This window comes from Bacillus sp. VT 712, from assembly GCF_001614195.1.
Taxonomy (GTDB): Bacteria; Bacillota; Bacilli; order Bacillales; family Bacillaceae_H; genus Priestia; species Priestia flexa.
On record NZ_LWBK01000036.1, the window covers coordinates 1 to 25,670 of the forward strand.

The following is a 25,670-nucleotide window of genomic DNA, read 5'->3' on the forward strand; positions in this document are numbered from 1 at the left end:
CATTTAATTAATGACTTGTATAATCAGTCTTCCATTATCTTGACCTCTAATAAGGCACCAAAAGAATGGGGAGAATTATTGGGTGATCAAGCTATAACAACAGCAATTCTAGATAGGATTCTTCACCGAGTAGAAATCATTCATTTAAATGAAGATAGTTATCGTATGAAGCATCGTTCTACCATATTTGGGGAACAAAGTGTTTCAAAATAACGAGCAAAAATTGTTTCATTCTACTTGACGGTCACACTTGCGTGTTCTTTTGATGCGTAAGTCTTCCTTTTTTTCTTTTTCCATATACATTACCTCGTTTCTGTATCGTTAATAGACAGTTCCATTATATTGTTTATTGATAAAATTAATTATACATCCTAGTATATAAATTACAAGAGTAAATAAAGTATACACATGTCTAAAAAAAAGTACGTTAGTAGAATCTTTATAATAACAAACTTACATTTTCTACGTATTACTACTCTTGTGAAAAAAATTTAAAAATAAAAATGACAGAATTACTGACATGTGAATCACTATCTAAAGCGTATCATTCGCACATTAAATAATGACTATCTACGCTTCCATCCCGAAGATAGAAAAGGAGACTGTAAAAATGAATCAACCGTTAACATCTCGTCGACCAAAAGAAGAAAAAGCCATTGTGATTGGAGGAGGCATTGCAGGTTTGCTCACAGCTCGTGTTCTGTCCGATCATTACGAAGAAGTCATAATTGTAGAAAGAGATGAGCTACCAAAGGAACCGTCTACTCGTTCAGGTACGCCCCAGGCTTTTCATCCTCATCGCATTCTGCCACGCGGAAGTATGATTATGGAACATTACTTCCCTAGCTATATTGATGATTTATTGGATCAAGGCGCTCCTTCTACACAAAATGAAAAAATGAAACTGTTCACTTCATATGGAAGGCTGGAAATGGTTCCTCCTGAAAAAAATGCATCAAGCAGTCGAGCATTATTAGAGTGGACGTTCCGTCAGCGTGTACAAAACATCTCAAATGTACGTTTTCTTTCTAAACAAGAAGTAATAGGTCTTCAAACATCGGCTGATCAAAGCCAAGTGACAGGTGTCCATATAAAAGAACGAAGTGAACGAAAACAAGAACGAATAGTGGCTGCTAATTTAGTAGTAGATACAAGTGGACGCTCTTCCAAACTGACTAATTGGCTTGAAGCTATGGGACTAGAAGTTTCACAATCCGAGCGTCTAAAGGTATCTCTTGGCTATAGTACGCGCTATTATCGAGTTCCCCCCCATGTTAAAGAGAAGTGGGGCGTCGTGGTTTCGGAAGCCCAACCGGATAAAGGGATTGGTACGGGAATGCTAGGATATATCGAAGATAACCTGGCTCAAACATTATTATTTAGTGCAGGCGGTGAACACTATCCGTCAACAAACCCAGAAGAATACGAAAAAGAATTAGAGACACTTGCTACGCCAATGCTTGCGGAAGTAGTCAAAGAGCTAGAACCCATTAGTGTTCCACGAGGATACCGTACACCTGAATCGGTTCGTCAACACTTTGAACAAATAGAGAATTGGCCAGCTGGGTTACTCGTAGTCGGCGATGCATTTTGTAATTTTGATCCCATCCATGGACAAGGAATGACAGTAGCTGCGATTGAAGCTGAAATGCTAGACATTTGTTTGCATGAACAACGTCAAACTCCTCAACCTAACTTTGAACGACACGTACTGCAACGCATGCAAGAAGCGATTGAACCGGCATGGTGGCTAAGTTCAGTTGCGGATTTACGTTGGAACGGCGTTGAACATGTGGGAGCTGAGCCCATAAAAGGGGTATCCTTTGCTCAGAAATATTTCAATCTGTATGTGAAAAGGGCTGTGAAATTGGCGAACGAGGAGAACGACCCTTCTATGTTCCAACAGTATTTTATGATGAATGCATTAGTTCTTCCCCCACGTGCCATAATTAATGCACGTACACTAACTATGTTATTGGTAGGGGATGGATCTCTAGAGGAAAAGCAACTGTTAGCTGAATTAGGAAATGTGGATGAACAACAAATACAAGAAAGAATAGATGAGCTGATTCCTTCCTTTTCGTTGGAAATTGATGAGAAGGCCTTACACTCATTCCCTTCCACGCCTCTTTCCAATATCAAGGCATGAAGATGAATCAAAAGGCTTGTTGTATGCTGTTTAAGATTCCTAAAAAGAACTAAATGCTTCAAGAAATTAAAACAAAAAGTAGAAGAGGATGTTCAGGATGCGTATGAAGGATGTCCAACAGATTCCATAAAAATAGCCAATGACCCCTTCACTGGAGAAGGCTCAAAAGATGAGTAGTATATTTGCTTGTTAAATTAATGAAGAAAAAATATAAAAAATAATGCAGGTAGAGGTGAAAGAAACATGACACAAGAGAAAGACATCTATGATATTACGGTTATTGGAGGAGGACCTGTAGGCTTATTTACAGCTTTTTACGGAGGGATGAGACAAGCTAAGGTAAAAATTATTGAAAGCCTTCCCCAATTAGGGGGACAATTAACAGCCTTATATCCAGAAAAGTATATTTATGATGTGGCTGGTTTTCCAAAAGTGCGAGCGCAAGACCTAATTAACGGGCTAAAGAAACAAATGGAGCCGTTTCAACCTACCATTTGTTTAGAAGAAGCTGTTGAACAAGTCGACAAACAGGTAGATGGAATCTTTAAACTGCAAACTAATCGAAGTATTCATTATACAAAAACAATTATTATTACAGCCGGAAATGGCGCGTTTCAACCACGTAAATTAGAATTAGAGAAGGCTGAAGCATTTGAAGCATCTAACCTTCACTACTTTGTTGAAGATATGAATCAATTCGCAGGAAAAAGAGTGATCCTGTTTGGAGGAGGAGATTCAGCTGTAGATTGGGCACTCATGTTAGAACCAATTGCTGAAAAAGTAACTCTAGTTCATCGTCGAGATAAATTTCGCGCCCATGAACACAGTATTGAACAATTAATAAATTCTTCAGTCGAAGTGAAAACTCCCTATGTTCCAAATGAAATCAATGGAGATGAAATCATTACTCAAATGGTAGTCGAACATACCAAAGAAGGAACAAAAGAAACCATTGAAGTCGATGATGTTATTGTCAATTATGGATTTATTTCTTCTTTAGGTCCCATTAAAACATGGAATCTTGAGGTAAAGAAGAATGCTATTGTGGTGAATTCAAAACAAGAAACAAATATCCCAGGAATTTATGCAGCTGGAGATATCTGTACTTATGATGGAAAAGTCAAACTAATTGTAGCCGGTTTTGGAGAAGGGCCTACGGCAGTCAACAACGCCAAAGCATATATGGACCCTAGGACAAAAGTTCAGCCTATGCATAGTACGTCCCTCTTTGACTAAGAAAGATGCTTATTTGAGGAAACAAGGACATAACGTAATGCAAATCAGTGATAGTAGCCTTGTAAATCGTATGCTTCAAGTTCTAAAAAGAGTGAAAATAAGGTTGAATTAAAAAGGGAGAAGGGTAAAAACCTTCTTTTTTTACTATATAGTTATCTATGGTTTTTGGTAATGATATGTATTAACATGACAGTCATGTTATTCAGCAAACGGGCCAAATAGTGGAATAAATGGTTTAAAGAAAAACACCATATTCGGTTGCTTTTATCAAACTGCTTTCATTTTTTAAAATTTAGGATCTGGAGAATTGATTCGTAACATACAGTTCGATAATAATTATGTAAGCTGTCATCATCCCTCATTAACCACTGAATTAAGCTACCATCAATCATACACCGAATACTAATGGCAGATTGCTCGATATTATCTACTTTAAACACATTCTCTTCGATTCCCAGTGTGATAATATTTTTACCGATAGACCAACAGTTTTTGTAGAATTGTTGGTTAATTTCTTTATACCGATTATTATTTTTCACCTGTGCTAAAAAGTCTAAGTATACACGATAGAAAGTTTTATTTTCTTTAGGACTGATGAAGACCTGATTTATATATGCTTCTAGCTTTTCAATTGCTGTTTCCTTTTCATCAATAGATTTAGCTTCTTTTTCATAAATTCTTGTCGTAATCCATTCAAATAAGTGAGCAAATACATCTGCTTTATTTTCAAAATAATAGTTTGTTACTCCTTTACTTACCTCTGCATAATCTGCAATATCCTGCAATGTCACAGATTCATAACCTTTTTCAGATGCAGCTTGAAAGGCAGCTTTTAATATTTGTTTGCGTCTTTGTTCAGCTTTTTTAACCATTCAATCGAACCTCCATTTGAAACCTAAGAATATTATACAAAATATTATCAACTTGTACGAGTGTTTTATACTGACCGGATAAAATATATTGACCAGTCAGTATAAAATGCATTACGATAAATTTAGATTTAAGATTAAATAACTAGTTTGAAAGGGGAAATCTTTAGATGCCAAAGGAATTTAGCGCTCTTGTCGTAAATAAAACGGAGGAAGATTTTTCAGTAAATATTGAATCATTATCTTTTAATGACTTACCAGATGGAGATGTGACGATACGAGTTCATTACTCAAGTGTAAATTATAAAGATGGTTTAGCAAGTATTCCAAACGGAAAGATTGTTCAAAAATACCCCTTTGTTCCTGGAATTGACCTTGCAGGAACGGTTACTTCGCTATAAAGAGGGTGACAAGGTTATTGTGACAAGCTATGAGTTAGGTGTTTCTCATTATGGCGGATACAGTGAATATGCAAGAGTTCCGGGGGATTGGGTAGTACCTCTGCCAGATAATTTGACATTAAAAGAAGCAATGACCTTTGGGACTGCGGGCTTTACAGCAGCTCTTTCAATTCATCAATTAGAAAAAAATGGACTAACGCCAGAAAAAGGTCCTATTTTAGTAACTGGGGCAACTGGTGGCGTAGGGAGTATGGCAGTTTTAATGCTTGCCAAACGAAATTATCAGGTAACAGCAAGTACAGGAAAAGAATCCGAATATGATTACTTAAAGAAATTAGGAGCAAAAGAAGTTATTTCGCGTGAAGATGTTACACCAGAAAAAATTCGTCCTCTTGGAAAGCAGCGCTGGGCAGGTGCAGTTGACCCGGTAGGTGGTAAGACATTAGCATCTATTTTAAGCAACACTAAATATGGAGGATCCGTTGCTGTAAGTGGATTAACTGGAGGAGCAGAAGTGCCAACAACCGTTTTTCCTTTTATCCTTAGAGGTGTCAATTTATTAGGAATAGATTCGGTTTATTGTCCAAAAGATTTAAGAGAAACTTTATGGAAACGAATGGCAACTGACTTAAAGCCAGAAGGTTTAGGGACAATAATAAATGAAGTATCATTAAGAGAGTTACCTCAAACTTTAACTGACATCTTACAAGGAAAAGTAAGAGGCAGAACAGTTGTGAACATACTGGTTTAAAGTAAAACAACTTTTCAGTATCCTCTTGCAATAACAGTAGAATTTATTTTCTTATTCAATTAAAGGGTGCGATTGTTGATTAAAACTTAGATTTTTAAACGTTTATTTTTAAAGCATCCTTTATAAAAAAATTAACTACTTTAATATGAGTTTGGGACATAACAAAATGATGGCTTCTAAAAAACGAACACTAGCTGTTCCCATCTCTTTGATATGTCTCAACATGTTCGTTCCATTGCGCTACGGCCACTCGCTTTCCGCGGGGAGGAACCTGAGCTTCCTCGCTGCGCTGCGGGATCTCAGTTTTCCCTCTCTTTCCCGCAGGAGTCGAGTGTCCTACGCTCCATTCCACCCTGTTTCCAACATTGTTTTCACAATCAACAAAAAACCTGAACGATTAAAAGTGAGAAACTCTCAATCGTTCAGGTTTATCATTGGCTGAATTACTTATGTCCCAGCCTCATATGAGTTTGAAGTATTTAAATTGATGGTTTTTGGTACCCTATGAGACTTTTAGATTGATTGGAATTCTTTTATTCATATTTAATTTAAATGTTCCATAAGGATTTACATGATTATAGAATAAAGGCGTTAATCCTCTAAAATCTTCAGGAGTCATTCTCTTTAACCAATACCGGTTGTTGTTATAAAGAGTCTCTTGAACCATTAAAGTATTGATGTAAACCAAGCAGTTTTGAAGTAATTGAAGTGATAATGCAGACACCTCTTGATCATCTATAGAATTAAATCTAATTTCACTGTTTTTTCCATAAAAAATGTAGCCGTTAACGGAGTTCCATTGCTCAACAGTATTTAATCCTTCATGAATTTCTCTACGAACTTCTTCAAAATGTAAATAATCACATAAGAAAATGGTTTTGATTGCCTTTCCCAATTCACATAAAGCTAGATAAGTTGGATGCTTCGTATCCCTTGTAAATCGCTTTAAAATAACTTCTGCTGATGCTGTTCCTAATCGTAATGCCGTCGCAAACTTAATCATTTGCTCATACTGTTGACGGATGAGATCCCAATTAATAGGTCGGCTTAAAACAGGTTGCAAGTGGGTATACTCCTCATTCGTTCCAGCTTCTTTTTGTTTGGACATTATAATAGAAAGAACTGAACAAACCAAAGCTTATACGCAATCATCAGAGTGCTCAGCATAATACCTGAAAACGTAGCAACTTTGTTTACTTTTCCTAATAATCCTACAAGTCCTAATAAAACGGGGACTATTTGATTAAAAACGATATCATAATGTAATAAAAAAACTTTAAAATAAATTCTTAAGAGTCAATTTGACTAATTTATATGACATAAAAGACACTATTTAGACAAGTTGTAACAAAACTAATAACCCTTTGAAATAATTCTGTAATAAAACTATAGTATTCTTTATTTACCGAATTGGAAAAAGGGGAAAATTTTGATGAAAAAACTAATTATTACGTCAAGCTTAGTTCTATTATCATTGTTTGGAACAGCGACTGCAACATCTGCGGCGTCAACTACATATAAAGTAAAAAGTGGAGATACATTATATAAAATTGCTTCTGTACATAAAGTGTCGGTAAAAGACATCCAGTCATGGAATAACTTAAAATCAGCAACAATTCGTCCGAATCAAGTGTTAAAAGTAGCCAAGCCACAAGCGGCTAAAACGTCAGCTAAGCCAGCAGCAAAAGCGCCTGCTCCTGCTGCAAAAAAAGAATTTACGGTGACAGCTACGGCTTATACAGGAAGCTGCAAAGGATGCAGTGGCATTACCGCAACGGGCATCAATTTAAAGAAAAACCCTAACTTAAAAGTCATTTCTGTTGACCCAAAAGTAATCAAACTAGGTTCTAAAGTATGGGTAGAAGGCTACGGTACTGCAATTGCGGGTGATAAAGGTAGCGCAATTCGTGGCAACAAAATCGATGTATTTATTCCAAATCAAAAAGAAGCATTAAAATGGGGACGTAAAACGGTTAAAGTTCGCATTCTATAGTCTTTAAATCATTAGCTAAATGGTGTTCTGCTATGGTATACTAAAGTCACCATTTGCTTTATTGATTAATCTTTGTTTCTCATGGCCTACTTATTCCAAATAAGTAGGCTTTTTTGTGTTTTCTCTTTGAATGAAACAATGGATACAGGGTATACAAACAGTAAGGTCAAAATATTTTTAAAGGAGAGAATACGAATGGAAACAGTGAATACAGGTGAGATTTTTACCATTGTGGATGAAAATGAACAAGAACAGGATGTTGAAGTTTTAGGAAAGTTAACCGTAGACGGAGAAGAGTATGTTGCTGTTGCGTTTGTTGAAGAGCTATTGATTGAATCAGAAGAAGATATTGACGTCTTTTTCTTTCACATTGAACCAAACGGCGAATGGGCTAGCATTGAAGACGATGAAGAATTTGAACGCATTTCTACTTTATTTGAAAATACGCATTAAATCAACTACGGCAGTCGCTGTGTTTTTTGCTCCCTTATATTCCCGCTTATAAAACCACACTCACTTTCAAATTCTATACGTATCTACACGATATAAGAGGTAGGGCATGTTTAAGAAATTAATGGTTATTTTACTTTTGATTACCTGTTTTTTTCTGCTTTTTCAATGGGATGTAAAACAAGGATATAAAAAGTACACGAAGGCTCACCCATACAGGGAAACTACAGCGTATACCGGAAAGCTAACGATGTTTCCAGAAGGAAGCAAGCTATATACATCATTATTAACAGACATGAAACAAGCGGAAAGCTATATTTACCTTCAGTTTTTTATCTTTCGAGATGATCCAATCAGCATGAAGTTCATTGAATTACTAAAATAAAAAGCCAAACATGGCGTGGACGTCAAATTTTCGGTGGATCGCTTCGGTGGGAAAGACATTTCATCATCATTAATTAAAGAGATGGAAGAGAGTGCATTGAGTTTGCATTTAGTCGACCTTTGCAATTTCCTCACCTTTTTTATAGTTTAAATCACCGAAATCATCGAAAGCTCGTTGCAATTGACGGCCATACGTCTTATATTGGCGGATTTAATATTGGAGAAGAGTATTTAGGCAACAACGAAAAGTTAGGATATTGGCGTGATTATCACCTTCGAATTCAAGGGAACGGTACGTATGAAATCGAAAAGCAGTTTTTAAAAGATTGGGGAGAAGATACGGGCGCTACTAAAAACCCCCATTCTTTAAACAAAACGGCGTCTTCGAACAATCAATCAGCCTATCAGCTTGTTTTCGCAACGGGAGAAACGCTCGAAAATCAAGTGTTAGATATTGATGACATTCCTATCTGGGAAAAGTTATTAGTAAATACGCCTGAATGGATTTACTATTATTTTTAACAAGCCGACGCATATTACGTCAGCTTGTATACTTCTCTGGCCGTTGCTTCAAGTATGTACATGACAGGAAGCTGAGTAGTGATGTTAAGTGGAAGATTCGCGATTTCTCTACGCTCTTCCGTTGCGTAGTATGGAATGACAATATGCGATAGGTGCGCTAAGGTAGAGGATTTTGTGTTGGTAATGCTGATAATCTTGCTTCCTTCTTCCTTTAACCGCGTGACTTGATCCACCGTTTGCGGGGATTCTCCTGACACGGAGAGCGCAATGGTAATACTATTATCAAGTTGCTGAGCGTTAATGGGAAAGTAGGGGTCATTAATCGCAATTGAAAACTTTCCTAAGCTTGAAAAATAACGTGCTCCGTACTGCGCTAATATACCTGAACTTCCAAAGCCAACGAAGAGAACATGATTAGCTCTTACGACCTCATGGGCTGCTTCGGTAATAACTTCATCAAGATTTCCCTTTAATGTACGCTCCATAAATTCATACGCGAACTCTTTCATTCCTTTTACACTTTCTTCGCTTTCGCTTTCTAAATACAGCTTTAGCTTTACTTTAAATTCACTAAATCCGTCACAGCCTACTTTTCTACAAAAACGTAAAATTGTTGAGGTAGATACGTGAGTGGCGGTTGCCAAGTCTCGAATACGCATATAGATGACCTGTTCACCGTTGTTTAAAATATAATTGTAGATGTTATAATCTAAGTCATTAAACGTTGAAATAACTTCACTTGAAAACATAATTAATCTCCCTGTGTAACAGTATGTTTTTATTGTGTAACAAGTTTCATTATGAGAGACACGTGTCTAAATTGCAAAGAAACCTATTCTTTCACAGCAAAAATATATACAATTACACTACATTATAAAAGGATGGTGCTTAGATATGGCAAACGTAACATTAAAGTTCCCAGACAATTTCTTATGGGGAGGAGCAACGGCAGCGAATCAAATTGAAGGTGCATTTGATGAAGGTGGAAAAGGGTTATCTGTTGACGATGTGATTGAACGAATTAAGCCTGAAGACCGCAAGAAACTCCACCTGCCGTTCCCGACATCAAAAGAAGTTAAAGACGCATTAGCAGACGAAGAAAATCGCCATTTCCCTAAGCGATATGGCATTGACTTTTACCATCGATACAAAGAGGATATTGCGTTATTTAAAGAATTAGGTTTCAAAACGTTTCGCATTTCCATTGCGTGGACGCGTATTTTTCCAAACGGTGTGGAAGAAGAGCCTAACGAAGCTGGACTAGCTTATTACGATGACTTATTAGATGAATTAAGAAAAAATGATATTGAACCGATTGTAACGCTGTCTCATTATGAAATGCCTCTACACTTATCTCTTGAATACGGAGGCTGGAAAAATCGCGTGGTAGTTGACCATTTTACACGCTATGCTAGAACTGTATTAGAACGATATAAAGGTAAGGTGAAGTATTGGATTACGTTTAATGAAATTAACTCCATTTTAATGAGCCCTTTCATTAGCGGAGGCATGCTGCGAGACAAGGTTGAAGAAGGAAAGCTGTTAGAAGCAACGTTCCAAGCAGCACACCACCAGCTTGTAGCAAGTGCAAAAGCGGTAGAAGCATGCCATGAAATAAATCCAGAGGCTCAAATTGGCTGCATGGTACTCGGGATGATTAATTACCCAGACAGTCCGCACCCAGAAGACGTACACGCAGCGCTAACTGATCAGCGCAAGACGTTTTTCTTCACTGATGTTCAAGCGCGCGGTCATTATCCAGCATACATGAACCGTTTCTTCAAAGAACATGATATCGAGCTTGATATCCATCCGGAAGACGAACATACTTTAAAGAACAATCTTGTAGACTTTGTTTCGCTTAGTTACTATATGTCAACGGTGTCAGCAAGATCAGAAACAGCTGGTGAACAAGCGGTAGGTAATATTTTAACTAATTTAAAAAATCCGTACCTAGAAGCATCAGATTGGGGATGGCAGATTGATCCTGTTGGCTTGCGCACCCTGCTCAATATGTTTTATGAGCGCTATGAAAAGCCGTTGTTTATTGTGGAGAACGGACTTGGTGCATTTGATAAAGTCGAAGAAGACGGCAGTATTCATGATGACTATCGCATCGATTACTTGAAAAAACATATTGAACAAATGAAAGAAGCTATTGCTGATGGGGTAGAGCTCATTGGCTACACGGCTTGGGGGCCAATTGACTTAGTCAGCTTTTCCACGTCCGAAATGTCAAAGCGCTACGGATTCATTTATGTGGACCTTGACGACGAAGGAAACGGTACGCTAAATCGTTCGAAAAAAGATAGCTTTTATTGGTATCAGCGCGTGATTGGAAGTAATGGAGAAGAGCTTTAAGTAGGAAAGAGGCTGGGGCTTGTCCCAGCCTCTTTTAATTTAATTCGTTTTTGGCGTTCCGTGAATATAACCTGGAGCTGGCTTAAGAATAGGAGCTTGTCCAGTTGCTTTTGGTTCTTCAATATATGAAAACTCTCCTTGTCCATCAATGGAAGGACCACTTGCCCATCTACCTTCTTTACTTAAGGATATCCAGTACTATCATTAGGACTAGCTCCTAAACCATTAACAATTGCATGCTGTGGATTCATTCCACCCATAATACTTTTAATAACAGGGTCTTGAGCTGCTTGTTCTTGTTCTTCTACTTTCTTCTGTGCCGATATCTAGAAGCATATCTCTATACTTTTGCTCTCCTCGACAATTCCAACCTTGAAATAAATACTGCATCATAACAGAAATTTCTCCGTATTGTCCGCCTAATACTTCTTGAAGCTTCTTTGCATAAACGGGATCTGGTTGAGTAGGTTTTGCTTTATATTGAAGTTCTTTTACGTGGAAAAACATCATATCACTCCTTAGCTGATATGTACACTACGTTAGGGTGTTCAAACAAGTAAGGAATATACATCTTTTATAGGAAAGGAAATACCTCAAACTTAAACGTATAATGAAACATAATGAAAATTCAACAGCAACCTTAAAACAAGAACTAAACGATCGCAATAAACAATATATTGATGTTCGTACACCGGGAGAGTTTCGAGGGAATAAAATTCGAGGATTTACGAATATTCCTCTTCAACAGCTTGACCAAAATACAAGCAGCTTATTAAAAGACAAAGAAGTTATTGTTATTTGTCAAAGCGGGATGAGAAGTAAAGCAGCATGCAAGCTTCTTAAAAAGAAAGGCTTCAATCACATTACAAATGTTAAAGGCGGAATGAATGCTTGGAATTAATATGAATCAGGAAATAGAAAACGATAAAATGAATTTAATAAACAAGCCCAAGAAAAACTAAAGCTACTAGGATAATCAAACGGAGGAGGGATGAGATGAGTAATCAAGATATAAAAGCTAAAGAAACAACGAAAGATTCAAAGTATATTCAGCAGCATCTCGCGAATGAACGAACGTTTCTAGCTTGGCTTCGAACGGCTATTTCAATTATTGGTGTGGGTTTTTTAGTAACAAATCTACACTTTACAATGCGAGCTACACTATCTCCGCTTGGTGATCAACTTGCAACAATCATTGGCATTTTATCTGTAGGAGTAGGAATTGTTACGATTATTGTTTCAGCTGTGGCATATGTGAGAAAGATTGAAGCCATTAACAGTCAGACATTCCGCCCAGCCGTCATCAGCATGGTACTTCTCGGTGTATTTGTCATTATTATTTCGCTTATTTTTGGCACTTATTTCTTTATCATTTAAGAGCTTTCACAGCGTAGTATGATTAACTGTTCAAGGGCAATCATCCGATCAGCTTCAGCAGTTTATATGGGGTGTTATCATTGGCTTGCCTGCGACTATCGTCATGCTTGCTGGTGTCTTCATCGCATTGAAACATCACCTTCCGCTTATAGCTGCTATAGCAATAGGTATCATGTGCTGGCTAGTATGTTTAAGTTTACAAAAGGGAATTGAACTACTTATCACAGTAAGATGATATGGTTCAATCGAATCATACTGTGCATGAGAAACTTATGCTAAGATTGTAAAATACTAAATGATAAGCCATTATATAGAAAAAATGGATAGTAGAAGTGGAAAAGCAAATGATTGTGAGGTGACAGCACCATAATGAAAGCTCTTTATAATAGTTTTGCAAATTTGTTTGTTCTCTTAGGTGGATGCTTTTTAATAAGCCCGCTGTTATTATATCGCTTTATTCACAGTGATTATGACCGGTATATCTGGGTTATTAATGGTCCTTATCCGTTTAGTCATTTAGGAAGCGACCCCTTTCAAATACTGGCAGGAGTTTTATTTCTTAGCATAACGGTTCTTTTTCTAGTTACGGGTTTATTATTTCGAATCAGCGTAAAAAACGTTGAGTTAGACTGACGAAAAGCGGAGGAGAAAAGATGAAAGATATTATTGCAGAATTAGAGAGAATGAAAAAAGATATTTCGGAGCGTTTCGATAGTTTAAAAACAGATATCGAGCAGGATTTAGGCGGAATTGATAAACAGATTGAGTCATTGGAAAAGTTGCAAACATCACCTAAAAAGCAAAGCGAATAACATATACATAATCAGTAAGCGAGTATTACCAAAAAGGACGATAATGTTTATCTTCCTTTTTGGTTTGTTAACACGTAGTAAAAAAGAAACACGGGTGCTAGCCTGTGAGAAGATGAAGAACGTTATTCCTCATCTTCAAAAACAATCATCACTCCAACAATCTCTTTTAATCAATTATATTTTACTTTTACCTCATACATTCCGTCACCATAACCAGATTTCGAGATTGCGCCGTTTGAAACTACCCCCCCTTGCTCATTTGAAATGTCTACATCATCTAAATAATTTAACAGACGGATCAAATAAGCTAATCGCGTAGCGGGCACGGTTGTCGTATTCATTCATCATAAGTCTGGCTTGACCAACGAAGCGACCGTTATATTCCACGCACCATTCAAGTTTGTTTTTACGAATAGCTTCGACAAATTTTAATGTACGCTCTCTTGTTTTGGGCTGAATATCTGAAGGGGTACCACCATACATTCGGACGAGCTCTGGATGCGTTTCTACTTGAAGGTAATCATCAACGTCACGGTCAATCGGTTGACGAAGCAGTACTGTGTCACCTTGGATAATAGGAGCATGATTCAATATTTTCACCTTATCTATATGGAAGATTTTTTCAACCTGCTGTTTTAGATAGGTATATTGCTGAGGGTTTGTATCTTGAAAAGCTTCACTGCGACTTGGAAGGGATATGCTGATACGTTATAGGTTTATAAAACTGCGAAGCGGTTAGGTCGTAGTATTCATCATTAATCCAATTGTAGAAGTGACAACCTTCAGCAGCGGGTGTTTTTACAATATCTCCTCCAAACAAGTCGTGGATTACTAAAGATGTGACCCCACACTGACCTTTGGCTGGATTTTCTTTCGTCCATTTTGAGCTAGAGTGGAGCGACCATGCCCTTGTGAATACGCTAAATAGGGAGGCGATATCAATATTTAATTCATTCATACAAAACCTCTGTTGTTAATATTTTCTATATTCTACCTTATTATGTAGGATATTGCTAGATAAAGACAAAATCTAGTGAATAAAATGAACAAAATGCACATAAAAGACGTTTTACTTATTAAAATGTTTGGAAAAAGATGCTACAGTTGTAGTATGATATTATTATCAACACTCTATTTAAAAGTGATTTCGGTGTTTTAGATGCGAAATTTTTTTACTTTTTCATCACTTTTGAATAGTTTCTAATCATCATACAATTAGACTGTGATATAGTTATAGTAGTGACAAAAAAGATAGGTTCCTACAGCGCATCTCGGTTTAGCTAATTAAGAAGGGGAACATCTACATCTTTTTTGAAAATTTAGGGGATGGGGAAGGTTATCATGAGCAACGTACAGACAAAAACAGACGTTATCTTAATAGGCGCCGGCATTATGAGCGCGACTTTAGGGTCGTTACTCAAAGAGCTGGCACCTGAGTGGGAAATTAAAGTATTTGAGTCACTGACAGACGCGGGAGAAGAAAGTTCAAACGAATGGAATAATGCAGGAACGGGGCACTCTGCATTATGTGAGCTTAACTACACATCTGAAAAAGCAGATGGATCTATCGATATTACAAAGGCAGTAAATATTAATGAACAGTTTCAGCTATCAAGGCAGTTCTGGTCTTATCTCGTAAATAGTAACTTAATTGGTAATCCTAAAGACTTTATCATGCCGATTCCACATATGAGCCTAGTACAAGGTGACCAAAATGTTTCCTTTCTGAAGAAGCGTTTTGAAGCGCTTTCAAAGAATCCGCTATTTAAAGGAATGGAATTTTCAGATGACCCAAACAAGTTAAAAGATTGGGTGCCACTTATTATGAATGGTCGTAAGGTAACTGAACCAATCGCGGCAACTAAAATTGATGAGGGGACAGACGTCAATTTTGGTTCTTTAACGCGCATGCTATTTGATCATTTGAAAACAAAAAACGTAGAGCTTAACTATCGACATAGCGTAAAAAACATTAAACGTACAAGCGATGGACTTTGGGAGCTTAAAGTTCAAAACTTAAATACGGGTTTAACTGAATACCATCAAGCTAAGTTCGTCTTTATTGGAGCTGGTGGAGGAAGCTTACCGCTTTTACAAAAAACAGGTATTCCTGAGTCAAAGCGTATCGGTGGATTCCCAGTAAGTGGACTCTTCATGGTCTGTAACAACCCGGAGGTTATCGAGCAGCATCATGGAAAAGTGTATGGAAAAGCAAAAGTGGGTGCACCACCGATGTCAGTACCGCACTTAGACACGCGTTATATTGGAAACAAAAAAGCGCTGCTGTTTGGACCATTTGCCGGGTTCTCACCAAAATTCTTAAAAACAGGTTCGAATTTAGATCTTATTGGCTCAGTGAAGCCAAACAATATTTTAACAATGCTTGCTGCTGGGGTTAAAGAAATGGCCCTTACAAAATACTTAATTCAACAGGTTATGTTGTCTAATGAAAAGCGTGTGGAAGAGCTTCGTGAATTTATTCCAGATGCAAAAGGAGAAGACTGGGATATTGTTGTAGCTGGTCAGCGCGTACAGGTTATTAAAGACACGGAAGCTGGCGGAAGAGGAACGCTTCAATTTGGTACAGAAGTTGTAAGCTCTTCAGACGGAACGGTAGCTGCGCTTCTAGGTGCATCACCTGGAGCTTCAACCGCTGTTCACGTCATGCTTGAAGTATTAGAAAAATGCTTCCCAGATCAAATGAACGCTTGGGAGTCAAAAATTAAAGAAATGATTCCATCATACGGCATGTCGCTTTCTGACAATCCGGCGTTTTTCGAGAAGATTTATGCTTCAACTTCGCATACGCTTGGCTTGAGTGAGAAGGAATCGGTTTATAATTGAGAGAATACTATAGTTAGAAAAGAACCCATTACCTTCAGGTGGTGGGTTTTTCATAAAAAAAGGCCGAAAAACTTTCTTTTATACATATTTCTGTTATATCATTTCGTGATTATTTATTGAGATAATAAGACTTTTGGTTTATAATGGAATTAACCATTAAAAGATTGAATTTTCTGAAATATATTTCGATTCTAAAAACGAAATTTTCAATCTCAACGATGAAAAACTGAAACACACTAAAATTTTGAGGAGGGGCTTTTATGGAATGGAAGTATTGGAAAGTCGTATTACGCTATGGTCATGTAGGAAAACGAAAAGATGTGACGGTTGCACGCTATCTCGTAACGCCTTCTCATTATAATTTAGTCATGGTGATGGACATTGGAAAAGAAATGCCTGGCGTAAAAAGTGAGGGAGTTGTTCGATTAACGGAAGTCGGGTTAGAAGAGTACCTGGCTGGCAAGAGAGCAGAAACGGAAAACTTTTACTTACAGCAGCTTTTTAATTACGAGCTGAGAGCATAGAAAAACTTTCATTAAGAAGCACCACTTAATTTATTTCTTCTACGACCTTCATCTTCTACCATGCAAGCTGAGCTGTTAACTGTTCCACAACTAGCCTTCAACGAAAACAGTATTCATTGTGTTCCAACACAGAAACAAGAATAGCTGAAAGATATAAATAGCTAGCGGTTCTTTTTCGGATGTAAGTAGATTCAAGTGTTGATCCGCCTAACCATTAAACTCTCGGTAAGACCTAAGACGTAGTTGAAATTGATTCTCCAGCAGCTGTTTGAACATTTAATGCTTCTCTATACTTAAGTACATACAAAAAATAGTTGGAGAAGAGAGTATGACTGAAACCATAATAAACCTTGTAGAAGAGTGGGGAATCTGGGGTGTCCTTCTTTCCTTGTTTATTGAAGGGAGTGCATTCCCCTTTATTGGAACATTTTTTATCGTAACGGTAGGCTTTATTTTAGATTTGTCTTGGTTTGGAATCGGTGGGATTTCTCTATTAGGAAGCTTCTTATATGCTGTAGGTAGTTATCTTCCTTATAGAACAACATGCATTACTGCAAAATAAGGCGGTTCAGGGGTTTTTGCAATGCCAGCCATATGTGGTTCCTCCTCGAATAGTAAAATTAAATCCATATTAGTTACACTTTTTGACTAAACAACTCTTTCAAAGAAAAGCAATATTTCTCTGAAAGCTTATCACTTTTCCTCATTAATTCAGCCCGAGTCGTATGTGCTGTTACATTTATTGCTGGTTAGAGCTAATTCTTTAGTGAATCAGTTTTGTTTAGAGATGAAAATGACAAGATATCATCTTTTAGCGAATGTCATAGGGCTCTTTCTTCTTTTCTGCATTTGCTATAGTAACTTTTATATGATAAAATTAAGTTAATTATTTTTGTTCGGTATAGAATCAAGAGAAAAGAAATCTGTTCCATCGAAATTTCAATCTTAAGATAGTATGGTTGGACAAGGGTAGTAATACATATGTGGATTATTCCACAGCAGGAGGCAATATTATGGAACAAGGTACAGTAAAATGGTTTAATGCAGAGAAAGGTTTTGGCTTTATCGAAGTTGAAGGCGGCGAAGATGTATTCGTACATTTCAGCTCAATTCAAGGCGAAGGCTTCAAATCTTTAGATGAAGGTCAAAAAGTAACGTTTGACATCGAACAAGGTCCACGTGGTGCACAAGCTGCTAACGTTAACAAAGTAGCATAATTAAATTAAGTAAAAAAGACTCCACCTCGGAGTCTTTTTTACTTATGAATTCAAATAAACAACTTTATGATTTTAATCGAAGAAAGGGGAACGGTTATGGCTGAGAAAATGTTTAAGGATGGAGAAACCGTAAGCATAAAAGCATCAAACGAATCCGTGACAATTTTAAAAGGGCAGTATGTGAAAAACATGAAAAGATACTCTTATATCGTGGATAAATATCCAAGTACTTTTTTCTTTGAAGAAGAGTTAATAAAACAGAAATAAAAGCGGGCTTTATAAAAAGTTAACATAGACAATACGAACAGTAAAAAGGAGTGGAAACCGCTCCTTTTTAGTTTTTTATAAAAACGAACTTCATTATTTCTTTCATATACGCATAAGGGTGGTTGTTGGATAAAGTCCAAAATGGAATCATCGACATTCAAAATAACTCCGATAGAAACAATTTGAAAGTTTTCAGAGTCACTTAGATAATCGTCGTCTTCATATCCGCTCAATATAGACCAACCTGAGTCACTCTCATCATGTGATTCATCCCTAAGCATAAAGTTGAACTTCTGTTTTTCTAGTACATCATCACTTAATTTTATGACGTTGTATCCGTATCGTCGAGTTTAGTAAATATAATTGGTTTTGCACTTAGCATTGGTGATAAGTTTAATTTTAACTGCGATAGCTTTCCTTCGGTTTCCATTTCATATGCAATTAATAAATTCATTTCTGAATAAGAAATATCCCACTTTACGGTGAACATATTGTAATGATGATGTTTCATCTCCGTATGAAGGGATCCCCATTTTAAATGTAACAGGTCATTTTGTATATCAACTTCAATTTTCCCATATGCAGGGTGCTCAAATATTCCTGTATACTCTTTTAATTCATGTGTAGGGCTTGTTTCTTTTACTTGTGGAAAAGGTTTATCTAACTCTTTCATTATTTCTTTAAACTTAGCTGTATCTTCCGCAGATCTTTTATGCCAGTCGATTGCATCTAGCTCCAGAATCTCATCATAAATTTGATTTGCAAGGTAAGTTGGGAGTAGAGTCGTTCCAGCGTTTGTCAGAATAACAAGGCCGATATTTTCTTCTGGTATAAAAGAGACGAGTGCTGAAAACCCATCAATGTTCCCCCCGTGATGAATGACTTTGTAACCGCGATACGCACTAATAAACCACCCAAGTCCGTAGCAAGTGAGCGCTGTTTCAGACGTAGATAGCAGCGGATCATCAGGAATTGGAATATGCGGTTCATACATTTGCTGCAGTAAATTTGGTGTAATAAGTTCATGCTCTCCAGCTTTTCCTTGATTTAAATGAAATAAAATCCACTTAGCCATATCTTCTATCGTTGAGTTTATGCATCCCGCAGCACCAACTGTATCAATGTTACGCAACGGAATTTTAACGGTATCTTTATCTTTTTCAATGTATGGAAGTGCGTGGTTATCATTTTCTTGTGAAGTAGTAACTGAGAAATTTGTATTTTCCATATGAAGAGGTTGCAAAATATGCTCACTTACATACTGCTCCCATGTTTGGTTCGTGATTTTTTCTACCATATAGCTCATAGTTACATACATTAAATTATTATATAGAAAAGATGTGCGAAATGGTGCATCAAGCTCTAAGTGCTTAATTTTCTCCATAATTTCTTTTCGCGTGAATGAAGATTGATACCATAATAACTCATGACGACTTACCCCAGAACGATGGGAAGCTAAATCACGAGCTGTAGTTTGTGAGCTTATCAGAGGGTCATGGAGTGAAAAAGTTGGAAGATACGTTTGAACAGGTTCATCCCAGTCAAACTTTCGTTGTTGAGCAAGTAAACTTAGAGAAAGTGTACCAAAAGCTTTTGTAGATGAGCCGATTGCAAACAGCGTGCTAGGTGTAACAGGTTTTTTATTTTCAACGTCACGGTATCCAAATCCTTCAGAAAGAACAATTTCTCCATCTTTTACGATTGCGACTGCTGCTCCTGATACATTTAGCTCTTTCATCATTTCTTTTGTACAATTACGCAGGTGATCTGTAAGAGAGGACTTTATTTTTTGCATAAGGCTTTTCTCCTTTACCATTTTTTTCTACAAATAGGTTACTTCGAGGTAAAGAAGGGAAATACCTTCTTGTTAACAAAGATGTCATAATTTCCAATGTTCTTATTAATTAGTAGATTAATAATTTTGATAAAAAAGATAAGACAAAACAATTTAATTGGTTTTATGGTTCCGGTGCAAAAATTAACTTAGTATACTATCAGAAAGAAACTTTTCATTAATCTCTTACATATTACACCGTTTTCCACAGAGGCCTTTGAAGATGAGCTAAGCGCTGCTGGGAAAAAAGAACAGAAACTATTACCGCAGTAGAAGAACTAGATAATCAACTTTATCCTGTAAGTAGAAATGATATTGAAGAGGTAGAAGGAACATTAGGGTTAAAGTTCCCTTTTGAATTAAAGAAGTTTCTTTTAGAGATTGGTTATGGCTTCCTTCAAAGATCAGAATATAATATCAATCGTATTATGGGGCCTTCTTCCATCAGAGATGCTAGATTAAAAGTTAATGATTTTGAATTTTATCCTGATATAGAAGTTTACGAAAATCTTGAAGAGGATAAATTAATATTTTTTGAAGCTAATGAAAGCGCGTTGCTACTAATAGAAATAAGTGAAGAGCAAAATAATGCTATTTATTATGATGATATAAAAATCGCGGATTCCTTAGAAGAATTTTTAAAGAAAATCATGGAAGATGATAAGTATTATATTGATTTAGAATAATACGATACTTATTTAATATTAAAGGCTTTATTTATATTAAACAATGAACAATAGATAAAATAAAGAACCCAACAAATAAAAAAATTAGCGAAAATAATAAATACTTATTCAAATTATAATAGAAAATTGGTTTATTTAAAGAGTGTATTAGACAAGTAGAACATTAATTTTCATTATTGGATAAGACTGTAACAAAATTTCTATATTGTATACTTCATATATCTTTAGTTAACATAATGTCTCTTTCCGGAACCAAGCAAGCAAAAGAACCCTTGCGGCAGTAGGGTTCAGCTAAGGGTTCCTTTGCTTGAGTATGCATCTTTTTATACACCGTTGATATGACTACGTTTTTTGGGTAGTTGAAAGAAGCGAGAATGTATAAAAAGAGCTCCTTTTATACATATGCTCGCATGAGAAAATATAGTATTTTCAGCAAAAATCTGTTATTATATGTCTGCACATGCTTTTTATTTTGTTAACGATAATATTTACTGAATTTTCTTTTTACAGATTCAGTTATAGATATAGTTAGTAGGGAGATAAGTGATGAAGTAAAAGCAGTAAAGCTAAGTGTCCCTACTCTCATACCCATCCTCCAATAAGGAAACTGACGATAACACCACCCACACTAATCACTCCTACACTTAAAGGCGCTATATACTTAATAGTAGGTTTTTTTCTACTGAGTGCACATGAGAGTACAATTAAACTAGCAATCATAATTGTAGAAACTATCTGTAAGTCACCCATTATTAACAGCCTTTAAATTCAAGATATCCACACTAGTATATTCTCCTAATGAAGTATCAAATAACACCTTGCTCAATCATAGCATCAGCAACTTTTATAAACCCGGCAATGTTTGCACCTACGACAAGATTACCAGGAGCGTTGTATTCTTGAGCAGCTTTCTTGCTATTTTGGTATATGCTTTTCATAATCGCATGTAATTTGCTATCGACTTCTTCAAAAGTCCAAGAAAGCCTAGTGCTATTTTGAGCCATTTCTAATGCTGATACAGAAACACCACCAGCATTTGCCGCTTTAGCAGGGGCAAATAAAATATTGTTCTCTAAGAAAATCTCGACAGCTTCTAATGTAGATGGCATATTTGCACCTTCACCAATTGCTTTTACTCCATTGGAAAGTAATAATTCTGCAGAGTTTTGATCGATTTCATTTTGAGTAGCACATGGTAAAGCAATATCACATGGTACTGTCCAAATTCCATTAGAACTTTCCACATAAATCGCTTCAGGATGATCAGCTACATAAGTACTTATACGTTTCTTTTCTATTTCCTTAATGCGTTTAATTGTCTCTAAGTTAAGACCATTTTTGTCATAGATATAACCATTCGAATCGCTGCAAGCAACCACTTTAGCCCCTAGCTGCATCGCTTTTTCAATTGCATAGATTGAGACATTTCCTGACCCCGACACAACAACTGTACTGCCTTCAAAGCTAAGATTCTTATCTTTTAACATTTCTTCAACAAAGTAAACTGTTCCGTATCCAGTGGCTTCTTTACGAGCTAAACTTCCACCATAACTAAGGCCTTTTCCTGTTAGAACGCCTGCTTCAAAGGTGCTACGCATTTTTTTATATTGCCCAAACAAAAAGCCAATTTCTTTACTTCCTACACCAATGTCACCTGCAGGAACATCCGTATCAGGTCCGATATATTTGCTAAGTTCTAGCATAAAGCTTTGACAAAAACGCATTATTTCTCCATCTGATTTTCCTTTAGGATCAAAATCAGCACCTCCTTTACCGCCACCAATTGGTTGACCAGTTAAAGAGTTTTTAAAAATTTGCTCAAATCCTAAAAATTTAATAATACTTGCGTTGACAGATGGATGAAATCTTAACCCACCCTTATATGGACCAAGTGCGCTGCTATATTGGACGCGAAACCCTCGGTTTACTCTAACATTTCCGTGATCATCGACCCACGGTACACGAAAAGTGATGACTCTCTCAGGTTCAACGATTCTCTCCAAAATAGCTTGGTTAATATACTGAGGATTTTTAACGAGAACAGGTATTAAAGAATCGAATACTTCTTTGACCGCCTGATGAAACTCACTTTCATTTGGATTTCGTTTTTTAACTGTTTCAAATACTTGATTAACATAATTTTGTACGCTTTCTGTATACGTCGATTGATTTTTTTCAATTGTTATCATACTTATCCGTCTCCTATTTATTAATTTATAATGAAAATTTTAAAAATTTTTCGTAATTTTTTAGAGTTGTTAGTATAAAATATTTTATAATTGAAATAATGATCGAATCAATATAAAGAAACGATAATATCAATGCTTTTTATGCATTAACTAATAAGGAGGATATAAAATGGACTTTAGACAAATCCGTTATTTCATGGAGGTGGCTACACGCGAACACGTAACTGAAGCCGCCCACTCTTTACATGTAGCACAATCCTCGGTAAGTCGACAAATAGTAAATTTAGAAAATGAATTAGAAGTTGATTTGTTTATCAGAGAAGGAAGGAGGGTACATTTAACGCCAATTGGAAAAATATTTTTTGAACGAATGAAACATGCCATGAATGTGATAGACGATGCGAGACGTGAGGTTAAGGAATATTTAGATCCTGAAAAAGGAACAATACGCATTACTTTTCCGATAAGTTTAGCAGCGTATACATTACCAACTGTAATCTATGCATTTAGATTGCGCTATCCGGAAGCAAAATTTCAGTTGAAACAAGCGCTTTACCAGGAATTAATTGAAGGTGTGATTAAAGGAGATTTTAATCTTGGTCTGATAGGTCCACTTCCTCTCAAAGAAAAAAAACTTGAACAAAAAGTTTTATTTACGGAAAATATTGTGGTTCTTTTGCCAATTCACCACCGCCTTGCAAAAGAATCCTCCGTAAAACTTCAAGAACTAATAGACGAACCGTTTGTTTTATTACCTGAGGGTTTTGTCTTTCGAGATATTGTTGTAAATGCTTGTCAGAATCTTGGCTTCACACCAAATGTTGCCTTTGAGGGGGATGATATCGATGCGTTGAAAGGGTTAGTTTCTGCTGGTTTAGGTGTAACACTCATGCCAGAAGTCACGCTAGTCGATAGCTTGCCACGCTCAACAGTTAAAATACCATTGGTTGAACCAAATGTAACAAGGACTGTAGGGGTTATTACCCCAAAGGAACGGTCACTACTTCCAACGGAAAAGTTATTTTATGATTTTCTTCAGGAATTTTTCACTAGATTAGATGATTTTAAGAGCTAATTTATACTTAAGAAAAAGCACGTAACCAGTATAGAAAAGTAATATATTACATCTTTAGTTACCATAATATTCTTTCTGGAATCCAAACCAAAAAGAATCCCTTAAAAAGAAGGGTTAAGATCATGAATTATGCAGCTTTTATACATATGCTTGTTTTATATAATAAATCGCTTTCATGAAGAAAAGAAAATATGTTATATTTAACTTACTAACACACACATTTCATATCTAGTTTTATAAAAAGCTGCCTCTCTGACGCTCCGAGGCAGCTTTTTATTTTGTTAATGGTAATAAATATTTTAACATCTTGTAATAGATCTAAATATTTTGTCCGCGAAAGTATACGTTTACGAACGGTTTTTGATTGACAAGAGGAAGAGAAACACAAAAGGAGTGTAAAAATAGAAAAAACTCGTCAACAAGAGGCTTTTATTTATCAAGACAAAAACTTCCTTTTTCTATAGATAAAAATATATCTAATAAAATATTCTTGTCATATCTCATAATAAACTTTATAAAAGCACTAATAAAAAATACATAGTATGTTATAAGCTTACAGTGTACAACGTACAACGCTGCCAGCATAAAGATTACTTAAACAGATGATTTGTTGTTGAAAATTACCAATCACTTTGATTATCAATTACTCAACAAACTATTGATATGTAGTATTAATTACATAAAAAATAAACGTTTATTTCTTTAGCTTTATGAGCAGCGACATTTAAACGAAATAGTTTTAGATGTCTATCTATAACTTACGATCAATATCACCTTTAATTAAGGAAAACTGTTCTTGTTCTATTCTACATATTTCAAGAATTTCGTGACGTCCGTTTTCTGGCACTATACAACAGGGAGCATAGAAGGAAATATAAGCAATAAAAAGCGGTGAATCATAGCTTTATTAAGGTATTCTCATCATAAATAAAAATTTATATTGACAATGAAATGATATTCGTTTTATAATTATCTCGAATTAAAGATATTTTAATTAAAGATAAATTTAATTAAAATTAGAAGTAGAAAGTGATGATATTGAATAAAAGTTTAGCAGAAACCGTTTTTAACCTTTCAGAAAGCTTCTAAATTTAAAATCAAAAAGTTATTGAAGATTTCTTTATAGCTTTGGGTGATGAAGAAAAAAGCTGTCATTAGAATTTTAGGCAAAATACAGTATTGCTAACTATAATCATCAAAGTTAATAAAATGATAAAAAAATAGGAGGAATTAAAAATGATTAGTATTGGTTTATTATTAATTCGTTTAGTAATTGGATTGTCATTTATGGCCCATGGAGCTCAGAAATTATTCGGATGGTTTGGTGGTCATGGATTAAAAGGAACAGGAGGGTGGTTTGAGTCCATTGGAATGAAACCAGGTGTTAGAATGGCTTTGATAGCTGGGTTATCAGAACTTGTAGGTGGTGCTTTATTTGCTGTAGGCTTTCTTACACCTCTTGCCGCTCTTATGATTGCGGGAACAATGTTAATAGCTATTATTAAGGTACATGGTCCAAATGGCTACTGGTCAACACAAAATGGTTATGAATATAACCTTACATTATTAGTTGTTGCTGTTAGTATTGCTATAATCGGTCCAGGATACTACGCAATCGACGCCCTTATTTTCTAAAAGGAAACATGGTCAAGTAAAGAATAATTTATTAAAAGTAGTTAGATACGTATACTTTGTTACTCTAGAAGTTAAACATATGAATTTTCGGATA

Annotated in this window: 26 protein-coding genes and 5 pseudogenes; 21 read left to right on the forward strand and 10 right to left on the reverse strand. The window is 36.0% G+C overall.

Going from position 1 to position 25,670, the window contains the following annotated elements; genetic code table 11:
- The 3 genes from A2U94_RS15845 to A2U94_RS15855 form a co-directional block, all read left to right on the forward strand.
- Positions 1-213 (forward strand): ATP-binding protein (locus A2U94_RS15845; RefSeq protein WP_197473412.1); only part of this gene is annotated, 213 nt, incomplete at its 5' end.
- A gap of 397 nt (positions 214-610) precedes the next feature.
- Entirely contained in the window at positions 611-2,149 is a 1,539-nt protein-coding gene (locus A2U94_RS15850; RefSeq protein ID WP_025911253.1) for an NAD(P)/FAD-dependent oxidoreductase, read from the forward strand.
- A 243-nt stretch (positions 2,150-2,392) separates the two neighbouring features.
- Entirely contained in the window at positions 2,393-3,385 is a 993-nt protein-coding gene (locus tag A2U94_RS15855) for an NAD(P)/FAD-dependent oxidoreductase (RefSeq protein WP_025911251.1), read from the forward strand.
- Between the two features lie 278 nt (positions 3,386-3,663).
- Here the strand turns inward: A2U94_RS15855 and A2U94_RS15860 are convergent, their stop codons facing one another.
- Positions 3,664-4,257, reverse strand: a complete 594-nt coding sequence (locus A2U94_RS15860; protein WP_025911250.1) for a TetR/AcrR family transcriptional regulator — start codon at positions 4,255-4,257, stop codon at positions 3,664-3,666.
- Between the two features lie 167 nt (positions 4,258-4,424).
- Between A2U94_RS15860 and A2U94_RS15865 the strand changes: the two are divergent.
- Positions 4,425-5,406 (forward strand): annotated as a pseudogene (locus A2U94_RS15865) (NADPH:quinone oxidoreductase family protein).
- Positions 5,407-5,908: 502 nt separating this feature from the next.
- Here the strand turns inward: A2U94_RS15865 and A2U94_RS15870 are convergent.
- Positions 5,909-6,493, reverse strand: a pseudogene (locus A2U94_RS15870) (Tn3 family transposase); the annotation flags it as partial.
- A 345-nt stretch (positions 6,494-6,838) separates the two neighbouring features.
- Between A2U94_RS15870 and A2U94_RS15875 the strand changes: the two are divergent.
- The 4 genes from A2U94_RS15875 (at position 6,839) to A2U94_RS15890 (ending at position 8,755) form a co-directional block, all read left to right on the forward strand.
- A complete protein-coding gene (locus A2U94_RS15875) occupies positions 6,839-7,399 on the forward strand; it encodes a 3D domain-containing protein (RefSeq protein ID WP_025911279.1) in 561 nt (186 codons plus the stop codon).
- 195 nt (positions 7,400-7,594) lie between these two features.
- Positions 7,595-7,852 carry a DUF1292 domain-containing protein gene (locus A2U94_RS15880; protein ID WP_025911278.1) on the forward strand — a complete coding sequence of 86 codons (258 nt, stop codon included), beginning with the start codon at positions 7,595-7,597 and terminating at the stop codon, positions 7,850-7,852.
- A 106-nt stretch (positions 7,853-7,958) separates the two neighbouring features.
- Positions 7,959-8,234: a hypothetical protein gene (locus A2U94_RS15885; RefSeq protein ID WP_025911277.1), complete on the forward strand. Its 276-nt coding sequence runs from the start codon at positions 7,959-7,961 to the stop codon at positions 8,232-8,234.
- Between the two features lie 119 nt (positions 8,235-8,353).
- Positions 8,354-8,755 carry a phospholipase D-like domain-containing protein gene (locus A2U94_RS15890; protein WP_025911276.1) on the forward strand — a complete coding sequence of 134 codons (402 nt, stop codon included), beginning with the start codon at positions 8,354-8,356 and terminating at the stop codon, positions 8,753-8,755.
- 14 nt (positions 8,756-8,769) lie between these two features.
- Here A2U94_RS15890 and A2U94_RS15895 read toward each other — a convergent pair whose 3' ends face one another.
- Positions 8,770-9,504: a MurR/RpiR family transcriptional regulator gene (locus A2U94_RS15895; protein ID WP_025911275.1), complete on the reverse strand. Its 735-nt coding sequence runs from the start codon at positions 9,502-9,504 to the stop codon at positions 8,770-8,772.
- A 145-nt stretch (positions 9,505-9,649) separates the two neighbouring features.
- Between A2U94_RS15895 and A2U94_RS15900 the strand changes: the two genes are divergently transcribed.
- Positions 9,650-11,116: a glycoside hydrolase family 1 protein gene (locus tag A2U94_RS15900; RefSeq protein WP_025911273.1), complete on the forward strand. Its 1,467-nt coding sequence runs from the start codon at positions 9,650-9,652 to the stop codon at positions 11,114-11,116.
- Positions 11,117-11,155: 39 nt separating this feature from the next.
- Here A2U94_RS15900 and A2U94_RS20450 read toward each other — a convergent pair.
- Positions 11,156-11,623: pseudogene (locus tag A2U94_RS20450) on the reverse strand (manganese catalase family protein).
- Positions 11,624-11,726: 103 nt separating this feature from the next.
- On the opposite strand from A2U94_RS20450, the gene A2U94_RS15910 reads away from it, so the two are divergent.
- From A2U94_RS15910 to A2U94_RS21250, 4 genes are all read left to right on the forward strand, one after another.
- Complete coding sequence (locus A2U94_RS15910) at positions 11,727-12,017, forward strand: rhodanese-like domain-containing protein (protein WP_051567203.1); 291 nt, start codon at positions 11,727-11,729, stop codon at positions 12,015-12,017.
- A gap of 95 nt (positions 12,018-12,112) precedes the next feature.
- Entirely contained in the window at positions 12,113-12,493 is a 381-nt protein-coding gene (locus A2U94_RS15915; RefSeq protein WP_035321257.1) for a YidH family protein, read from the forward strand.
- A 369-nt stretch (positions 12,494-12,862) separates the two neighbouring features.
- On the forward strand, positions 12,863-13,126 hold the full coding sequence (locus A2U94_RS15920) for a hypothetical protein (RefSeq protein ID WP_025911270.1): 264 nt from the start codon (positions 12,863-12,865) through the stop codon (positions 13,124-13,126).
- Positions 13,127-13,146: 20 nt separating this feature from the next.
- Positions 13,147-13,305: a hypothetical protein gene (locus A2U94_RS21250; RefSeq protein WP_156413509.1), complete on the forward strand. Its 159-nt coding sequence runs from the start codon at positions 13,147-13,149 to the stop codon at positions 13,303-13,305.
- 273 nt (positions 13,306-13,578) lie between these two features.
- Here the strand turns inward: A2U94_RS21250 and A2U94_RS21620 are convergent, their stop codons facing one another.
- Positions 13,579-13,896 (reverse strand): GNAT family N-acetyltransferase, encoded by a 318-nt coding sequence (locus A2U94_RS21620; RefSeq protein ID WP_064484055.1) that lies wholly within the window; start codon positions 13,894-13,896, stop codon positions 13,579-13,581.
- Between the two features lie 21 nt (positions 13,897-13,917).
- A pseudogene (locus tag A2U94_RS15925) lies at positions 13,918-14,263 on the reverse strand (YunG family protein); the annotation flags it as partial.
- Between the two features lie 383 nt (positions 14,264-14,646).
- On the opposite strand from A2U94_RS15925, the gene A2U94_RS15930 reads away from it, so the two are divergent.
- The 5 genes from A2U94_RS15930 to A2U94_RS21625 all read left to right on the forward strand — a co-directional run bounded on the left by A2U94_RS15930 (position 14,647) and on the right by A2U94_RS21625 (position 18,157).
- A complete protein-coding gene (locus tag A2U94_RS15930) occupies positions 14,647-16,149 on the forward strand; it encodes a malate:quinone oxidoreductase (RefSeq protein WP_025911269.1) in 1,503 nt (500 codons plus the stop codon).
- Positions 16,150-16,409: 260 nt separating this feature from the next.
- The gene (locus tag A2U94_RS15935; protein ID WP_025911268.1) at positions 16,410-16,673 is read left to right on the forward strand and encodes a hypothetical protein; all 264 of its coding nucleotides are present in this window, start codon (positions 16,410-16,412) and stop codon (positions 16,671-16,673) included.
- A 328-nt stretch (positions 16,674-17,001) separates the two neighbouring features.
- Entirely contained in the window at positions 17,002-17,235 is a 234-nt protein-coding gene (locus A2U94_RS15940) for a hypothetical protein (protein ID WP_025911267.1), read from the forward strand.
- Between the two features lie 451 nt (positions 17,236-17,686).
- Entirely contained in the window at positions 17,687-17,890 is a 204-nt protein-coding gene (locus A2U94_RS15945; protein ID WP_025911266.1) for a cold-shock protein, read from the forward strand.
- A 96-nt stretch (positions 17,891-17,986) separates the two neighbouring features.
- Positions 17,987-18,157, forward strand: a complete 171-nt coding sequence (locus A2U94_RS21625) for a hypothetical protein (protein ID WP_165932551.1) — start codon at positions 17,987-17,989, stop codon at positions 18,155-18,157.
- A 74-nt stretch (positions 18,158-18,231) separates the two neighbouring features.
- On the opposite strand, the pseudogene A2U94_RS20800 reads toward A2U94_RS21625, so the two are convergent.
- Together A2U94_RS20800 and A2U94_RS15950 are read right to left on the reverse strand one after the other, a co-directional pair.
- Positions 18,232-18,477: pseudogene (locus A2U94_RS20800) on the reverse strand (immunity protein Imm33 domain-containing protein); the annotation flags it as partial.
- A 2-nt stretch (positions 18,478-18,479) separates the two neighbouring features.
- On the reverse strand, positions 18,480-19,952 hold the full coding sequence (locus A2U94_RS15950; protein ID WP_025911265.1) for a serine hydrolase: 1,473 nt from the start codon (positions 19,950-19,952) through the stop codon (positions 18,480-18,482).
- A 299-nt stretch (positions 19,953-20,251) separates the two neighbouring features.
- Between A2U94_RS15950 and A2U94_RS15955 the strand changes: the two genes are divergently transcribed.
- Positions 20,252-20,677: an SMI1/KNR4 family protein gene (locus tag A2U94_RS15955; RefSeq protein WP_035321256.1), complete on the forward strand. Its 426-nt coding sequence runs from the start codon at positions 20,252-20,254 to the stop codon at positions 20,675-20,677.
- A gap of 582 nt (positions 20,678-21,259) precedes the next feature.
- Here A2U94_RS15955 and A2U94_RS22355 read toward each other — a convergent pair.
- On the reverse strand, positions 21,260-21,427 hold the full coding sequence (locus A2U94_RS22355; protein ID WP_490543343.1) for a YesK family protein: 168 nt from the start codon (positions 21,425-21,427) through the stop codon (positions 21,260-21,262).
- A 56-nt stretch (positions 21,428-21,483) separates the two neighbouring features.
- Positions 21,484-22,866, reverse strand: a complete 1,383-nt coding sequence (gene gdhA, locus A2U94_RS15960; protein ID WP_025911263.1) for an NADP-specific glutamate dehydrogenase — start codon at positions 22,864-22,866, stop codon at positions 21,484-21,486.
- 169 nt (positions 22,867-23,035) lie between these two features.
- Here gdhA and gltC point away from each other — a divergent pair, with 169 nt between their 5' ends.
- Together gltC and A2U94_RS15970 are read left to right on the forward strand one after the other, a co-directional pair.
- Positions 23,036-23,941 (forward strand): glutamate biosynthesis transcriptional regulator GltC, encoded by a 906-nt coding sequence (gene gltC / locus A2U94_RS15965; RefSeq protein ID WP_025911262.1) that lies wholly within the window; start codon positions 23,036-23,038, stop codon positions 23,939-23,941.
- 1,236 nt (positions 23,942-25,177) lie between these two features.
- Positions 25,178-25,576, forward strand: coding sequence for a DoxX family protein (locus A2U94_RS15970; protein ID WP_025911260.1), 399 nt, complete (start codon positions 25,178-25,180; stop codon positions 25,574-25,576).
- Positions 25,577-25,670: the final 94 nt, after the last annotated feature.

Excerpts from the sequence above, each read along its gene's own strand:
- A2U94_RS15875 (WP_025911279.1), top strand. The coding sequence starts at position 6,839 with ATGAAAAAACTAATTATTACGTCAAGCTTAGTTCTATTATCATTGTTT.
- A2U94_RS15920 (WP_025911270.1), top strand. The coding sequence starts at position 12,863 with ATGAAAGCTCTTTATAATAGTTTTGCAAATTTGTTTGTTCTCTTAGGT.
- A2U94_RS15945 (WP_025911266.1), top strand. The coding sequence starts at position 17,687 with ATGGAACAAGGTACAGTAAAATGGTTTAATGCAGAGAAAGGTTTTGGC.
- A2U94_RS15930 (WP_025911269.1), top strand. The coding sequence starts at position 14,647 with ATGAGCAACGTACAGACAAAAACAGACGTTATCTTAATAGGCGCCGGC.
- A2U94_RS21625 (WP_165932551.1), top strand. The coding sequence starts at position 17,987 with ATGGCTGAGAAAATGTTTAAGGATGGAGAAACCGTAAGCATAAAAGCA.
- A2U94_RS15895 (WP_025911275.1), bottom strand. The coding sequence starts at position 9,504 with ATGTTTTCAAGTGAAGTTATTTCAACGTTTAATGACTTAGATTATAAC.
- gltC (WP_025911262.1), top strand. The coding sequence starts at position 23,036 with ATGGACTTTAGACAAATCCGTTATTTCATGGAGGTGGCTACACGCGAA.
- A2U94_RS15860 (WP_025911250.1), bottom strand. The coding sequence starts at position 4,257 with ATGGTTAAAAAAGCTGAACAAAGACGCAAACAAATATTAAAAGCTGCC.
- A2U94_RS15915 (WP_035321257.1), top strand. The coding sequence starts at position 12,113 with ATGAGTAATCAAGATATAAAAGCTAAAGAAACAACGAAAGATTCAAAG.
- A2U94_RS15970 (WP_025911260.1), top strand. The coding sequence starts at position 25,178 with ATGATTAGTATTGGTTTATTATTAATTCGTTTAGTAATTGGATTGTCA.
- A2U94_RS15850 (WP_025911253.1), top strand. The coding sequence starts at position 611 with ATGAATCAACCGTTAACATCTCGTCGACCAAAAGAAGAAAAAGCCATT.
- A2U94_RS15855 (WP_025911251.1), top strand. The coding sequence starts at position 2,393 with ATGACACAAGAGAAAGACATCTATGATATTACGGTTATTGGAGGAGGA.
- A2U94_RS15950 (WP_025911265.1), bottom strand. The coding sequence starts at position 19,952 with ATGCAAAAAATAAAGTCCTCTCTTACAGATCACCTGCGTAATTGTACA.
- A2U94_RS15935 (WP_025911268.1), top strand. The coding sequence starts at position 16,410 with ATGGAATGGAAGTATTGGAAAGTCGTATTACGCTATGGTCATGTAGGA.
- A2U94_RS15900 (WP_025911273.1), top strand. The coding sequence starts at position 9,650 with ATGGCAAACGTAACATTAAAGTTCCCAGACAATTTCTTATGGGGAGGA.
- A2U94_RS15940 (WP_025911267.1), top strand. The coding sequence starts at position 17,002 with ATGACTGAAACCATAATAAACCTTGTAGAAGAGTGGGGAATCTGGGGT.
- A2U94_RS15910 (WP_051567203.1), top strand. The coding sequence starts at position 11,727 with ATGAAACATAATGAAAATTCAACAGCAACCTTAAAACAAGAACTAAAC.
- A2U94_RS21250 (WP_156413509.1), top strand. The coding sequence starts at position 13,147 with ATGAAAGATATTATTGCAGAATTAGAGAGAATGAAAAAAGATATTTCG.
- gdhA (WP_025911263.1), bottom strand. The coding sequence starts at position 22,866 with ATGATAACAATTGAAAAAAATCAATCGACGTATACAGAAAGCGTACAA.
- A2U94_RS15885 (WP_025911277.1), top strand. The coding sequence starts at position 7,959 with ATGTTTAAGAAATTAATGGTTATTTTACTTTTGATTACCTGTTTTTTT.
- A2U94_RS15880 (WP_025911278.1), top strand. The coding sequence starts at position 7,595 with ATGGAAACAGTGAATACAGGTGAGATTTTTACCATTGTGGATGAAAAT.
- A2U94_RS22355 (WP_490543343.1), bottom strand. The coding sequence starts at position 21,427 with ATGGGTGACTTACAGATAGTTTCTACAATTATGATTGCTAGTTTAATT.